The 13939-nt window shown below is 58.8% G+C and carries 13 protein-coding genes; 12 read left to right on the top strand and 1 reads right to left on the bottom strand.

The features are described from left to right. Nucleotides 1–318: 318 nt before the first annotated feature. Both GE107_RS07595 and murA read left to right on the top strand, forming a co-directional pair. Entirely contained in the window at nucleotides 319–627 is a 309-nt protein-coding gene (locus GE107_RS07595; protein ID WP_219639094.1) for a DUF1146 domain-containing protein, read from the top strand. 249 nt (nucleotides 628–876) lie between these two features. Then, nucleotides 877–2253 carry a UDP-N-acetylglucosamine 1-carboxyvinyltransferase gene (murA, locus tag GE107_RS07590; protein ID WP_219639093.1) on the top strand — a complete coding sequence of 459 codons (1377 nt, stop codon included), beginning with the start codon at nucleotides 877–879 and terminating at the stop codon, nucleotides 2251–2253. Between the two features lie 1071 nt (nucleotides 2254–3324). Here murA and GE107_RS07585 read toward each other — a convergent pair. Continuing rightward, entirely contained in the window at nucleotides 3325–4086 is a 762-nt protein-coding gene (locus GE107_RS07585) for a winged helix-turn-helix transcriptional regulator (RefSeq protein WP_219639092.1), read from the bottom strand. A 939-nt stretch (nucleotides 4087–5025) separates the two neighbouring features. On the opposite strand from GE107_RS07585, the gene spoIID reads away from it, so the two are divergent. From spoIID to GE107_RS07535, 10 genes are all read left to right on the top strand, one after another. Beyond that, a complete protein-coding gene (gene spoIID / locus GE107_RS07580) occupies nucleotides 5026–5943 on the top strand; it encodes a stage II sporulation protein D (RefSeq protein WP_219639091.1) in 918 nt (305 codons plus the stop codon). Between the two features lie 92 nt (nucleotides 5944–6035). After that, the gene (locus GE107_RS07575) at nucleotides 6036–6770 is read left to right on the top strand and encodes a M23 family metallopeptidase (RefSeq protein WP_219639090.1); all 735 of its coding nucleotides are present in this window, start codon (nucleotides 6036–6038) and stop codon (nucleotides 6768–6770) included. A gap of 175 nt (nucleotides 6771–6945) precedes the next feature. After that, nucleotides 6946–7233: a sporulation transcriptional regulator SpoIIID gene (gene spoIIID, locus GE107_RS07570; RefSeq protein ID WP_219639089.1), complete on the top strand. Its 288-nt coding sequence runs from the start codon at nucleotides 6946–6948 to the stop codon at nucleotides 7231–7233. Nucleotides 7234–7363: 130 nt separating this feature from the next. Then, on the top strand, nucleotides 7364–8362 hold the full coding sequence (gene mreB, locus GE107_RS07565) for a rod shape-determining protein MreB (RefSeq protein ID WP_219639088.1): 999 nt from the start codon (nucleotides 7364–7366) through the stop codon (nucleotides 8360–8362). A 101-nt stretch (nucleotides 8363–8463) separates the two neighbouring features. After that, nucleotides 8464–9330 (top strand): flagellar hook-basal body protein, encoded by an 867-nt coding sequence (locus GE107_RS07560; protein ID WP_219639087.1) that lies wholly within the window; start codon nucleotides 8464–8466, stop codon nucleotides 9328–9330. Nucleotides 9331–9359: 29 nt separating this feature from the next. Further along, nucleotides 9360–10175: a flagellar hook-basal body protein gene (locus tag GE107_RS07555; RefSeq protein WP_219639086.1), complete on the top strand. Its 816-nt coding sequence runs from the start codon at nucleotides 9360–9362 to the stop codon at nucleotides 10173–10175. A gap of 129 nt (nucleotides 10176–10304) precedes the next feature. Beyond that, nucleotides 10305–10535, top strand: coding sequence for a DNA-directed RNA polymerase subunit beta (locus tag GE107_RS07550; RefSeq protein ID WP_219639085.1), 231 nt, complete (start codon nucleotides 10305–10307; stop codon nucleotides 10533–10535). Nucleotides 10536–10670: 135 nt separating this feature from the next. Further along, nucleotides 10671–11180, top strand: a complete 510-nt coding sequence (locus GE107_RS07545) for a CDP-alcohol phosphatidyltransferase family protein (RefSeq protein WP_219639084.1) — start codon at nucleotides 10671–10673, stop codon at nucleotides 11178–11180. Between the two features lie 166 nt (nucleotides 11181–11346). Then, nucleotides 11347–11787 (top strand): 3-hydroxyacyl-ACP dehydratase FabZ, encoded by a 441-nt coding sequence (gene fabZ / locus GE107_RS07540; RefSeq protein WP_219639083.1) that lies wholly within the window; start codon nucleotides 11347–11349, stop codon nucleotides 11785–11787. 76 nt (nucleotides 11788–11863) lie between these two features. Further along, nucleotides 11864–13567, top strand: a complete 1704-nt coding sequence (locus GE107_RS07535; RefSeq protein ID WP_219639082.1) for a phospho-sugar mutase — start codon at nucleotides 11864–11866, stop codon at nucleotides 13565–13567. Nucleotides 13568–13939: the final 372 nt, after the last annotated feature.

Genomic DNA, 13939 nt, shown 5'->3' with positions numbered 1-13939 from the left:
GATGGGCGAGGCGAGCGGCGAGAAGGAGGGGACCGGGTCCGGCGGCAGAAAGCGCATGCATACACGAGAGGCCGGATTTACGAACGAGCGGGGAGCGGCATGACCGCAGAGGTTGTGCTCCCTTTAGTTTGGATGGGTTTCGGGACGCATATGAGGGAAGTGGAATATATTACCCTGTATGAGGGAATAATCGCGTGCCCGATGAATGGAAATTGCCATGCCGTGGCATTGAAGACTCCGAACCTGCAAATCCTGAGGAGAGGAAAAACATTCGATCGGGAACCGGTACAGGGACGGAAATAACGAAGGTCTCGGCGGATGTTCGACCAAGCATCGGGCGGCGGCGCGGCGGATGAAAGGGGAAATGGAGTAGTGGACAATACGGGAGGGTTGGACTCCATTGCCTGGGATGGATTGTTCTCCATCTTCGTCACGCTTGGCTGCATAGCGCTCGCCTGGGTACTGCTTCAGGAAGTGAAATTCGAACGGATTCTCCGGCATCCCGCAAGTCCCAGAGCCCGGCTGCTGCGTCTGCTGATCGCGATCGGCCTGGGTCAATTGGCCGCCGGCTTCCTGCTGAATTACTGGCATTGGGCCGGGTCCGTCAAGTGGCTCTTTCCGTCATGATGATGTGCGTAAAGCCGCATAAGCGCAAGCTGGAATGAAAACAATGGGTAAAAGGCGGAGAATCGGACTTTTTGTCCCATTTGACCGAAAATAGACGAATCTTGGCCGGTAAAAGGAAGGGATTGGCGCTTGTGCCAGTCAACCTGCCGGTGGTAAGATGGAATTTGTGTGATTTGGGTTTTTTCGGGGTTGGGCTTGGTATCGAGTACGGCTTCGGAATGATTTATTAACGCGCGGAGGGAACCACCCATGAGCAAAATCATCGTCCGCGGAGGCCGTCCACTTCAGGGGGCTGTCCGTGTTCACGGCGCCAAAAATTCCGTCCTTCCGATCCTCGCCGCCACGCTGCTGGCGGAAGAAGGATCCTGCGTCATTCACGACGTGCCCGCCCTGGATGATGTCCACAACATTTTGCAGGTTCTGGAGTATTTGGGGGTTCAATCGAGGATTGCCGGCGGAAGCGTCCGCCTGAGCGCCGATTCGCTTCATTCGTACGAAGCGCCTTATGAGCTGGTCCGCAAAATGAGGGCGTCCTTCCTCGTGATGGGACCGCTGCTTGCGCGTTTGGGCAAGGTAAGAATTTCTTTGCCGGGCGGATGCGCCATCGGCACGCGCCCGATCGACCAGCATCTCAAAGGCTTCGAAGCGATGGGAGCCGAAATCGGTTTCGGCCAAGGGACCATAGAAGCGAGTGTCAACGGGAAGCTGCGCGGCGCGAAAATCTACCTCGACATCGCAAGCGTCGGGGCCACCGAAAACATCATGATGGCGGCAGCGACCGCAACGGGTACGACCCTTATCGAAAACGCGGCTAAAGAACCGGAAATCGTGGATTTGGCCAATTTACTTAACGCAATGGGCGCCAAAGTCCGCGGAGCAGGTACAGGCATGATCCGCATCGAAGGCGTAGAACGGCTGCACGGCGTGGAGCACCAAGTGATCCCCGACCGGGTGGAAGCCGGTACTTACATGATTGCGGCCGCCATTACGGGCGGCGATGTGTACGTGGAAGGAGCCATCCGCGACCATCTCGGTCCGGTCGTGGCGAAGCTGGAGGAAATGGGCGTCGTCATCGATTGCGATGAGAACGGAATCCGGGTACGGGCCCAGCATCCGCTGCGTGCGGTCGACGTCAAAACGCTGCCTTATCCGGGTTTTCCGACCGACATGCAAGCGCAAATGATGGCTTTGCTGCTAAGAGCAGAAGGGACCAGCATCATTACGGAAACGGTGTTCGAGAACCGGTTCATGCATGTGGAGGAGCTCGCCAAGATGGGCGCGGAAATCAAGGTCGACGGTCGTACGGCCATCGTGACGGGCAACACGCGCCTGACAGGAGCAAGCGTTGCAGCCACGGATCTCCGCGCGGGAGCCGCGCTGATCTGCGCCGCTCTCGTTGCCGACGGCGTAACGGAAGTCAGCGGCCTTCACCATATCGACCGCGGATACATGGACATCGTCGGCAAGCTGTCCGCGCTCGGCGCCGACATTCTCCGCGCGCCTTCGCCGGAGGAATTGCTGGCGGAAACCGAGCGAGCCCAGATGCCGCCGACCATCGTTCTCAGGCAAGAAGAGCGCGCCGCACCGGAAATCGGCGTGCTGAACATTCAACCGACGCTGGCCTAAAGCGGCGGACGTCCTTATCCTAACTTGCGCGAGGGGTGCCCTAAGGGCATCCTTTGTTGTTTGTCTCGTTTCCAAGTAAACGAACAAGAAGGCCGATTGGTTGCGGGGGAGCGCAACCCGCCGAAATAAGGACGCAGCGTCACTAATCCGCCCGCGGTAGCGCCGATTCGCCGAAATAAGGACGCAGCGTCACTAATCCGCCCGTTGTCTCGCCGATTCGCCGAAATAAGGACGCAGCGCCACTAATCCGCCCGTTGTCTCGCCGATCCGCCGAAATAACGACGCAGCGCCACTAATCCGCCCGTTGTCTCGCCGATCCGCCGAAATAAGGACGCAGCGCCACTAATCCGCCCGTTGTCTCGCCGATCCGCCGAAATAACGACGCAGCGTCACTAATCCGCCTCCGGTACCGCAAATCTGCCGAAATAAAGACGCAGCGCCACTAATTCGCCTCTTGTCTCGCCGATCCGCCGAAATAACGACGCAGCGCCACTAATCCGGCCGTTGTCTTGCCGATCCGCCGAAATAACGACGCAGCGCCACTAATTCGCCTCTTGTCTCGCCGATCCGCCGAAATAACGACGCAGCGTCACTAATCCGCCTCTTGTCTCGCCGATCCGCCGAAATAACGACGCAGCGCCACTAATCCGCCCGTTGTCTCGCCGATCCGTCGAAATAACGACGCAGCGCCACTAATCCGCCTCCGGTACCGCAAATCTGCCGAAATAACGACGCAGCGCCATTAATTCGCCTCTTGTCTCGCCGATCCGCCGAAATAACGACGCAGCGCCACTAATCCGCCCGTTGTCTCGCCGATCCGCCGAAATAACGACGCAGCGCCACTAATCCGCCCGTTGTCTCGCCGATCCGCCGAAATAAGGACGCAGCGCCACTAATTCGCCTCTTGTCTCGCCGATCCGCCGAAATAACGACGCAGCGCCACTAATCCGCCCGTTGTCTCGCCGATCCGCCGAAATAACGACGCAGCGCCACTAATCCGCCCGTTGTCTCGCCAATCCGCCGAAATCACGACGCAGCGCCACTAATCCGCAAAACAGATCCATCTCTTGTTCAAGGAACTTCCTTGCCTTTAAAGTCCTGCTTCGAGTCAGCAGTGGCGCTAGGAGTTCTGTTAAGGACATAACGAGTGGTCCTTGTCATACCCGACTTTTTTGGAAATACAATGCCGTTTTTCTGCAAGCTTTTTAAATGTCTAGCAATGGTGGCGTTGCTCCAACCCAGCTCGCGGGCAATTTCAATGGGCGAGAGGGCAATTTTGCGACCTTCCATCAACCTGACGATTGCATTGTCGATCGGATCGGCCAGAACGATTGGCGGTTTGATGATCCCCCATTTTCCGAAAGCGAGTTGGATTGTCCTCTGGCAGTGGCGGGGGTTAGTGGTGACCTGATCGGTCGAGAAGCGCAGAACCTTCCAGTCGTCGATCACCAGGTCGTTCTGCCTGTCCAGATTGTCGTCGAACTTCCAACGCGATATTTTGGCGTGATGGGTTCCGAACGCATCGATCTCGAAACAGATGATCAGGCCGGGTCTCATGTAGGCGAAGTCCAGGAACCGGGTGCCATCCTTGGAATCGAAAACCGCATATTCCGGGTATAAGTGATCGAAATTGCCGAAAAGCGGCCACCACGTTTCGGAAACGAATGCATATTCCGAGTAGCCGAGGCCCTGCAAGAGCTTGCGTTTGCGTTCGCCCGTGCTTTCGCGAATATGCTTTTTCAACCATCGCCGATAAGCCTCTTGAAAGGCAGGGTACTCATGTTTCGGCGGGTTGTCGGTACTCGGATCTCCCTTGTTCGCGATCTGAACCATACCCTGGTCCCCCCTGGACAAGAAAATAAAAACGCCGCCCGACCGGATAATTCCGGTACAGACGGCGTGTGCTTCACGACCTTGTCTGCTAAGAGAGTAACAGAGACGGACGGTATAGGCAAGAACTTTTGATTCTGGTACAACCCTATCACCTTCCCTCAGTCTCGGAAAAAGCCAATTCTAAACACCCCTATCGTCTTCGCTCAGAGTCGGAAAAGCCATATCTCAAAAAAAACTATCCTCTTCGCTCAGTCTCGGAAAAAGACAAATCGAAACAACCCTATCCTCTTCGCTTTGTCTAGGAAACGCCGTATCCCATCCAACCTTCTTCCCTTAGTTCAAGCTCGGTTAAGCCGTAATCCACCCTATCCCCTTCACTCAGTCCGTGGTCATTCCAATAGGGCCGACTTCATCCCGCCTTCATCCCGCCTCCATCGCAGTTCTACCTCCGCCATCATCCGCATAAACTCTCTTGACCGGCGGGGACAAGCCGCCGGCGCAATCCAAACGCGGAGGGAGCACATGAAAGGGCGCAACGCGATGGAATGGACGGCGTTTGCGGGAGGATTGGTCCTTGCGCTCATCCTATGGGTTTCTTTGCATCCCCGGAGTTCAGGCTCGGATGCGCTCGCCGCCCAAGTTTCCAAAAACGGTTGGACAAGCGCGGAAAACTCGGCCCAAGACAGCCGGAACAACACCGCTCATTTCGCAAAATCCGGCCATTCAGCGAACCCAGCCAACCCAACCAACCCAGCCAACCCAGCCAACCCAAACAACACAACAAAGTCCCGAGATGCGAACAACCCTGATTCACCCACTGCGGCTCACAAGCGGACTTCCTCGTCGGACGAGCTTGCCGGCACGTATGAACAAAATGGTGCGCAAGCCCGCGATTCATCCGCGTCGGACAAGTCCCCATCAGATTACGGACGCGATAGCATGCCAGCCAATAGGCAAAGCAGCTTCCCTGCCGAGTCCCTGCCCGACGTTCGGGTATATCTCACGGCTGAGCGCCGCGTCGAAACCGTACCGCTCGAGACCTACGTCCGGGGAGTCGTCGCGGGGGAGATGCCTTCCGATTTCGAGCCGGCCGCACTGGAAGCGCAGGCGCTCGCCGCCCGTACCTACATCGTACGCCGGCTGCTGCTGCATGACGAATCGGGCATGCCGGTCGCCGGAGCGGACGTGACGGACACCCTGACTCACCAGGTTTACCGGTCCCTGGCGGACATGGCGCTTCTGAGAAGGAAGGACGAGCAAGCGTGGCTCAAGTTCACCCAGGCAGCCGCTCGTACGAAGGGCCGAATCATCGCATACCGAGGGCAGCCGATTCAGGCGCTTTATTTTTCGACCAGTAACGGATATACGGAAAACTCGGAGGACGTATTTCCCGGCGAAGTCCCGTACCTTCGATCCGTTGCCAGTCCGTGGGACAAGAAGGGGGCTCCGCGCTCCGTAGAGACCGCCCGGCTTCCGCTGAAGAAGTTTTATGCCAAGCTTGGGGTCAAAACGCTGCCCGTAGCCGCCGGACTGTTCGGTTATCCGAAAATCAAGGTGACGGAGTGGTCGGCAGGCAAAAGGGTGAAAACGATGAAAGTAGGCGGCGAGACGTTCACGGGGCAGGAAATCCGGGACAAGCTGGGGCTCCGGTCGGCCTCATTCACCTGGAGCGTCGAAGGCGGCGAAATCATTTTGACGACTTACGGAAGCGGGCATGGCGTCGGCATGAGCCAATGGGGGGCGCAAGGCATGGCCCGAGCCGGGAGTAGCGCGGAAGAGATCGTCAAATACTATTATTCGGGGACGGAGCTGATGGAAGTTTCGAAACTTGCGGAAGGGATCGGAAATTCCCCATAGGCAAGTTAGACTATAAAAATTGCAAACTTGCAAACCGTTCAGGTATAAAACCCCGTCACCTGGTAACAATGGCTTACTGAGGTGATGGAAAAATGAATAACGAAGGCAACAAAACGACTCGCAAGATCGACGAATCTCCCAAGTCGGTCGCAGGATCGGTGCCGGCCAAACCTTCCGGCTGGAAAAAGCTGCTGTCCAAACGGTGGGTCTTCCCTGCAGCTTACATGGCCGCGGCAGCAATCATCGTAACGATCCTCTGGCTGAACGCGGGTGGCCAGGGGAAAGACGCGGATCAATCCGTTCCCGGTCAAGCCAGCGTGGAAACCGGAGCGGGCGCGGAAGAAACCGCGAGCCCGGACGCAGCGCAGGCAGCGGCGAACGGAGAAACGCTCCGGTGGCCGGTGGACAAGTTCGAATCGTTCAAGACGGTTATGGCCTTCTACGACGCGTCCGCGCCGGAAGAAGAGCGCCAAGCCGCTTTGATCGAGCGCGACAACCAGTTCACGCCGCACACGGCCGTGGATCTCGCCCGCATTGACGCCAAGGATTTCAACGTACTGGCAGCGCTTAGCGGCGAAGTAACAGTGGCCGAACAGACGCCGGTTAACGGCTATGAGGTGCGCATCAAGCACGGCAACGGACTGGAGACCGTCTACCAAAGCTTGAAGGACATCAAGGTCCAAGTCGGCCAACAAGTCGAGCAAGGCGATGTGATCGGCAGCGCAGGACAAAGCCCGCTGGAAACGGCCGAAGGCATTCACGTCCACTTCGAAGTACTGAGCAACGGTACGTCCGTGAACCCGGCCAGCATGATCAAAACCGAATAAAGCGGTTTCCGGAAAAAGAAGCCGGGCCGATCCGCACGAAGCGGAACGGCCCGGCTTTCCGTAATTTTGGGGATTAAATCCTGCGACCAAAGACGCACATGCTCCCCGGAACAAAGAATAAGTGACCGCGCCCCTCATATAATGTACCAATCAATTTCAGCAGGGAGGCGGGAGCGTGCACGACTACATCAAGGAACGCACCATCAAGATCGGCCGATGCATTGTGGAAACGCGGAATACGGTGCGTACGATTGCCAAGGAATTCGGCGTCTCCAAGAGCACGGTGCATAAAGACCTGACCGAACGCTTGCCGGAGATCAATCCGGATTTGGCGGACCAAGTCAAGCACATTTTGGAGTACCACAAATCGATCCGGCACCTGAGGGGAGGAGAAGCGACCAAGATCAAATACAAGAAAACGACGGTGAAGAAACGGGAAGTGATGACGGCCGGGAAAGTATAATTCCGCCAAAAGTCCGGGAAGAAAAAGAAGGAAATCGAAAAACGCTGTTGAATAATATAATATTATGAATGTTTAAACCTGAAATTTGTCGAAATTTATCCATTCCAATCGCACAAGGGAGCCAAGGCTCATGTTCAGCAAAGACATCGGAATCGACCTCGGCACGGCGAACGTGTCCATTCATGTGAAAGGCAGGGGAGTGGTCCTGGACGAACCGTCGGTCGTCGCCATCGAGAGCGACACGAGAAAGGTTCTCGCCGTCGGCGAAGACGCCAGGAGGATGGTCGGCCGGACGCCGGGCAACATCGTGGCGATCCGTCCGCTGAGGGACGGGGTGATCGCAGACTTCGAAGTCACGGACATGATGCTGAAAGCTTTCATCCAGCGGGTGGGAGGTCGCAGCTGGTACAGCCGTCCCCGGATTCTCATCTGCGCGCCGAGCAACATTACCTCGGTCGAGCAGAAGGCTATCCGCGAGGCCGCCGAGAGAAGCGGAGCCAAGGAAGTGTTCATGGAAGAGGAACCGAAGGCGGCGGCGATCGGAGCGGGCATGGACATCTTCCAGCCCAGCGGCAATATGGTGGTCGATATTGGCGGAGGCACGACGGATGTAGCCGTCCTATCCATGGGCGACGTCGTAACCGCCTCTTCTCTTAAAGTCGCGGGGGACAAGTTCGACGCGGCGATCATGAAATACATAAAGAACAAGTACAAACTGCTGATCGGGGAACGGACCGGCGAGGATATCAAAATCAAGATCGGAACGGTGTATCCATACGGCCGCAGCGAGGAAATGGACATTCGCGGCCGCGACATGGTATCCGGGCTGCCGCAGACGATTACCGTCCATTCGGACGAAGTCCGCGACGCGCTGTGGGAGCCGGTGTCGGCCATCGTTTCGTCGGCCAAGTCGGTTCTCGAGCGCACGCCGCCGGAGCTGTCCGCGGACATCATCGACCGCGGCGTCATCCTGACCGGCGGCGGCGCGCTGCTGGACGGACTCGACGCCTTGCTGGCGGACGAACTGAAGGTCCCGGTGCTCATCGCGGAAGACCCGATGCATTGCGTCGTGAAAGGTACCGGCATTATGCTGGATCATTTGGATAAAATGACCCGAAAGTTGGGTTAAACCGGGGCGACGAAGCAGTCGTCTCGGTACGCGCGATCGATGGAAGCGCGCCGCCGGCGCGGCGGATCGGTCGTCATGCAAATGCAGGGAGGTTCGCTAACATGCTAAGGGGATTATATACGGCCGCTTCGGGGATGATGGCCCAGCAGCGGCGCCACGATACGGTCACGAACAATATCGCGAACCTGAACACGCCGGGCTACAAGGCGATGAACGCGATGACGCGGGCGTTTCCGGAGATGCTGATCTCGGCCATGGGCGGGGAGAACGTCAAGAAGGGGCCGATCGGCAAGCTGACGACCGGCGTATTCGCGGAAGAGAACCGGCTGTCCTTCGTACAGGGCGATCTGTTCGAGACGTACCGGCCGCAGGATCTGGCATTGGTTTCGGACATTCGGGTGAACGGCGCCGTTTTCGACGATTCCGGCAAGTATGTGGATCCGAACGGCAACGTCACTTACCAGCCGCAGGCTTTCTTCACGGTGCAATCGCCGGACGGCGAGCGGCAATATACCCGAGACGGCAGCTTCAAGACGGCGCAGGACGGAACGCTGCTGACCGCGGACGGAGTGCCGGTTCTGGGTGCCAACGGCCAGCCGATCGTCATCAACGGGTCGTGGGAGGACATCGCGGTGACTTCGGACGGCATCCTGTACAGCCGTGCGCTGAACGCGCCGCTGCCCGGGAGTCCGCGGCTTATGCTCACGGTGGTGAACAACCCGAACGATCTGACCCGGCAAGGCAACGGGCGATTCCGTTACGAGGGCGATCCGGCCGGCATCCGCCAGCTCGCGGCGGGCGACCCGGTGCAAGTGCGCCAGGGATTCCTGGAGCGGTCGAACGTGGATTCCGCCCAATCGATGGTGGACATCATGTCCGCGCTCCGCGCGTACGAAGCGAACCAGAAGGTCATTCAATTTTACGACAGCAGCCTTCAGAAAGCCGTGAACGAAGTCGGCAGGGTGTAATCCATGCCTGATACGGGAGGAATCGCCGCTTGAACAACTCCATGATCTCCGCATCCGCCTCGATCGGCTCCTTGCAACGGAAGCTCGACATGCTTGCGGATAATATCGCCAATATCAATACCGTCGGTTATAAACGCAAAACCTCGGTTTTCGAAGATCTGCTGACCAGCCTGCAGCCGCACGAGGAGGCGTTCCGGCAGCCCGGTCGCGCGACGCCTCCGGGATTCACGCTCGGCTGGGGCGTACGCCTGTCGTCCATGATGCTGGACATGACCCAAGGGGCCCTGCAGGCGACGGGCAACCCGAACGACGTGGCGATCGAAGGGAACGCGCTGTTCGAAATCACCATGCCCGACGGCACGCCGGCTTATACCCGCCATGGAGCCTTCCAACTGGTCGCGCTGCCGAGCGGCGACAGACAGCTCGTCACCGACGCCGGAATGGCGGTCCGGGACAGCAGGGGCCAGAACATCATCGTTCCCGCCGGCCGGACCTTGACGATATCGCCGGAGGGGACGCTGACTGCCGTGGGCAACAGCGGGACGACGCCGATCGAACTGGGCCAGCTGCAGCTCGTCCAGGTGCTGAAGCCGGAGCTTCTGCGTTCGATCGGGGACAACCTGTACGGCATCGAGCAAGGCACGAATCCGGCTTCCGTGTTGCAGCAGCTCCCCGCCAGGCCAGTCGGCGTAGCCGTCCGGCAAGGGTTCACGGAGCAATCGAACGTCAGCTTGACGGACGAGATGGCCGACCTGATGTCCGTCCAGCGCGCTTACCAGCTTAACGCGAGGGCGTTAACCTCCGCGGATCAGATGCTGGGAATGGCGAATAATCTCCGGGGATGATAGGATAGAAAGGGCGACAAAGTCGTCCCGTCCGTTCCGCCTGCAGGCAGCAATGCTTCGCATTGTGGTGCAGCGAGCGAACGTGGAAACCAACCGCCCCCGGGCGTTATCGAAGGAGACGAAAGCTGCATGACTGCATCTCCCCGTCCGACGGTGTCCGGAGGACGCTCAGCCGGCCGGACGATCGGACGAATCCTGTGGATCACCTTCAAGGTATTGATTATTCCCGGTCTTTGCGTTTTGGCGCTGATCGTAGGGTTGGCGGCCGGTTACGCCGTGCTCGGCGGAAGACCGGTATCGGAAGTGTTCGAGATAGACACTTGGAAGCATATGTACGATCTCGTGTTTGCGGACGGCTGACTGCCTTCCCCTGACAGACGAGATGCCGCTGGCTCCCCGGCCGTGCCGGGGAGTTTTCATTTGACCGGGCGAACGGTATAATGAGCGAGGGGAACTTATGGCCAAGCGGATGGAAGAGCGAGAGGAGCGTAGGGGATGAACGTACCGAATTTGATCACGATGTCCCGGTTCGCGCTCATTCCTCTTTTCCTGGTGCTGTATTTGAACGGCTATCCTTTGGCGGCTCTCGTCACTGTGCTGCTGGCGGGCTTATCGGATTTTCTGGACGGATACATAGCGCGCCGAAGCGGGCAAATTACGGTCACCGGCATCATGCTTGATCCGCTGGCGGATAAGCTGATGATGCTTGCCATCGTTGCCTCGCTGCTCGTCGGAGGCAGAATCCCCTGGGAAGCGGTGGCGGTCATGGCGTTCCGGGAAATCGGGATGATTGCCTTTTCGGCGTTTTTTCATTTCCGGGGATTCAAAACGGTTCCCGCCAACAGGCTCGGCAAAGCGACGACGGTCGTTTACTATGGAGCGATCGTGCTGCTGTTGCTCGACCAGCCGGGGGGCTTGCTGCTGTTCTGGATCGGCATCGTGCTCTCGTTCCTGACTTCCGGCATTTATGTCTTGCAATTCCGCCATTTGAACCGCGCTTCCTGACGGAGACAAAAGAGCCCGCGGCCGCGCCCGTCCTGCGGGCGCGGATGCAAGCTCTCTTATATCAACCTTCGCGACTGCAGTTCGCCGAAGGGGACAACCCTAGTATGGGCCAATAAACGGCCGTCTATGCGGCGGCAACCATTTCCTGCCATGGAGGAGATCGCAAATGCTCGATATTAACCAAATCCAAGAGATCATTCCCCACCGTCCGCCGTTTCTGCTCGTGGACCGCATCCTCGAAGTCGAACCGGGCAAACGCGCCGTCGGGCTGAAGAACGTGACGATGAACGAGCCTTTTTTCACGGGGCATTTTCCGGGATACGCCGTCATGCCCGGGGTGCTGATCGTCGAGGCGCTGGCGCAGGTCGGAACCGTCGCCATGCTCATGGTGGAAGAAAACCGCGGCAAGCTCGGCTTCTTCGCCGGCATTGACGAGTTCCGGTTCCGCGGTCAAGTGAAGCCGGGCGACACCCTCATCCTGGAGCTGGAAGTCACCCGGCTCAAAGGACCGATCGGCAAAGGCAAAGCGACCGCCAAGGTAGATGGCGCCGTCGTGGCCGAAGGCGAATTGATGTTCGCGTTGTCGGACCCTGCCCCGAAAGGGTAATGGACATCAGGACACTGCGCAAGCGTGGACCTTCTTATAGAGATAGACGATAAGCCGGTAAAAGGAGAGTTGAGGGATGAAGAAAACGCCGCAGGAATTGTACGAGGCATGGCTGCAGGATCCGGGCATCGACGAGGCCACCAAGGAGGAGCTAAGGTCCATCGCCGGCAAGACGGCGGAAATCGAGGACCGTTTCTTCCGGGATCTGGAATTCGGAACCGGGGGACTTCGCGGGGTCATGGGCGCGGGAACGAACCGAATGAACCGTTACGTGATCGGGAAAGCGACGCAAGGCTTCGCGGAATATTTGCTTAAGGGGGGCGCTGCGCCTTCCGTGGTGATCGCCCACGATTCCAGGCGCAATTCGGACGTATTCTCTCTGGAAGCGGCGTGCGTGCTGGCGGCAAACGGTATCAAGACGTATCTGTTCCGTACGCTGCGCCCGACGCCCCAATTGTCCTTCGCCGTGCGCAAGCTGGGCGCGGCCGGCGGCATCGTCATCACGGCAAGCCACAATCCGCCGGAATATAACGGCTACAAAGTGTACGCCTCGGACGGCTGCCAGCTGGTGCCCGACCAGGCGGAGCAGGTGATCGAAAGCATCCGCCGAATCGAGTCTTTCGACGCCGTCAAGCGGATCGGCCAGGCCGAAGCGGAAGCCCAAGGCCTGATCGAATGGCTCGGCGACGAGGCGGATCAGGACTTCGTGGACGCGGTGAAGGCGCAGGCCGTGCAGCCGGAGCTGTTGCGCCAGGGGGCCGGGGACGCGCTGACGGTCGTCTACACCCCGCTGCACGGGGCCGGCAATTTGCCGGTCCGCCGGGTACTGGCGCGAGCCGGTTTCGCCAACGTCCATGTCGTGCCGGAACAGGAACAGCCGGACGGCGGATTTCCGACGGTGAAATCCCCGAATCCGGAAGAGCATGAAGCGTTTGAACTGGCGATCAAGCTGGCCGATCAAGTCGGAGCCGACATCATCATCGGAACGGATCCGGACTGCGATCGCATGGGTTCCGTCGTGAAGAACGACGAAGGCCGGTACGTCGTATTGACCGGCAACCAGGCCGGCGCAATCATGGTCCATTATCTGCTATCGAAACTCAAAGAACAGGGCAAACTACCCGCGAACGGAACCGTCATCAAGACGATCGTCACGAGCGAGATGGGAGCCGACATTGCCGCCTCCTTCGGCTGCAAGGTCATCAATACGCTTACGGGCTTCAAGTATATCGGCGAGCAGATGACGAAGTTCGAGAGCTCTAACGAGCATGTTTTCCTCTTCGGGTACGAGGAGAGCTACGGCTACCTCACCGGCACTTACGCGCGGGATAAGGACGCGGTCGTCGCTTCGCTGTTGATCTGCGAGGCGGCCGCCTATTACAAGTCCCAAGGCAAAACGCTCTATGACGTGCTGCTCGAGCTTTACAGCGAGTACGGCACGTATCTCGAGAAGCTGGAATCGCGCACGTTGAAGGGCAAGGACGGCCTCGAGAAAATCGGCGCGATCATGTCCGATTGGAGGTCCAATCCGCCGACCGAGGTGGCCGGCGTGAAGGTGGACCGCATGCTCGACTACGCCGGGGGACTGGACGGCCTGCCGCCGGAGAACGTGCTGAAGTTCATGCTTGCGGACGGATCCTGGTTCTGCCTGCGGCCTTCGGGCACGGAACCGAAAATCAAGCTGTACTTCGCGGTGCGCGGGGGCGATTTGAACTCGGCCGCTGCGTCGCTGGAGCGCCTGGTCGCCAATGTGATGGCCCGCGTAGACGCTTTGGCGTAAGGCGAAAACGCGAATTCGCGGGCTCGCGGGTGAGCGAGGCGAAATAGTGGCGCACAGACGCGAATTCGCGGGCTCGCGGGAGTGCGAGGCGAAATAGCGGCGCACAGACGCTAATTCGCGGGATCGCGGGTGAGCGAGGCGAAATAGCGGCGCACAGACGCGAATTCGCGGGATCGCGGGTGAGCGAGGCGAAATAGCGGCGCACTAGACGCTAATTCGCGGTATCGCGGGTGAGCGAGGCGAAATAGCGGCGCACAGACGCTAATTCGCGGGCTCGCGGGTGAGCGAGGCGAAATAGCGGCGCACAGACGCTAATTTGCGGTATCGCGGGTGAGCGAGGCGAAATAGCGGCGCACAGACGCGAATTCGCGG

It is taken from the genome of Cohnella sp. CFH 77786 (genome assembly GCF_019400745.1).
In the GTDB taxonomy this organism is placed as follows: Bacteria; Bacillota; Bacilli; order Paenibacillales; family Paenibacillaceae; genus Cohnella.
This window is presented reverse-complemented; position numbering and strand designations above follow the sequence as displayed.

What these genes read in the sequence shown, in the direction of transcription:
- GE107_RS07595 (WP_219639094.1), top strand. Translation starts at nt 319, where the DNA reads ATGTTCGACCAAGCATCGGGCGGCGGCGCGGCGGATGAAAGGGGAAAT.
- murA (WP_219639093.1), top strand. Translation starts at nt 877, where the DNA reads ATGAGCAAAATCATCGTCCGCGGAGGCCGTCCACTTCAGGGGGCTGTC.
- GE107_RS07585 (WP_219639092.1), bottom strand. Translation starts at nt 4,086, where the DNA reads ATGGTTCAGATCGCGAACAAGGGAGATCCGAGTACCGACAACCCGCCG.
- spoIID (WP_219639091.1), top strand. Translation starts at nt 5,026, where the DNA reads ATGCCAGCCAATAGGCAAAGCAGCTTCCCTGCCGAGTCCCTGCCCGAC.
- GE107_RS07575 (WP_219639090.1), top strand. Translation starts at nt 6,036, where the DNA reads ATGAATAACGAAGGCAACAAAACGACTCGCAAGATCGACGAATCTCCC.
- mreB (WP_219639088.1), top strand. Translation starts at nt 7,364, where the DNA reads ATGTTCAGCAAAGACATCGGAATCGACCTCGGCACGGCGAACGTGTCC.
- GE107_RS07560 (WP_219639087.1), top strand. Translation starts at nt 8,464, where the DNA reads ATGCTAAGGGGATTATATACGGCCGCTTCGGGGATGATGGCCCAGCAG.
- GE107_RS07550 (WP_219639085.1), top strand. Translation starts at nt 10,305, where the DNA reads ATGACTGCATCTCCCCGTCCGACGGTGTCCGGAGGACGCTCAGCCGGC.
- GE107_RS07545 (WP_219639084.1), top strand. Translation starts at nt 10,671, where the DNA reads ATGAACGTACCGAATTTGATCACGATGTCCCGGTTCGCGCTCATTCCT.
- fabZ (WP_219639083.1), top strand. Translation starts at nt 11,347, where the DNA reads ATGCTCGATATTAACCAAATCCAAGAGATCATTCCCCACCGTCCGCCG.
- GE107_RS07535 (WP_219639082.1), top strand. Translation starts at nt 11,864, where the DNA reads ATGAAGAAAACGCCGCAGGAATTGTACGAGGCATGGCTGCAGGATCCG.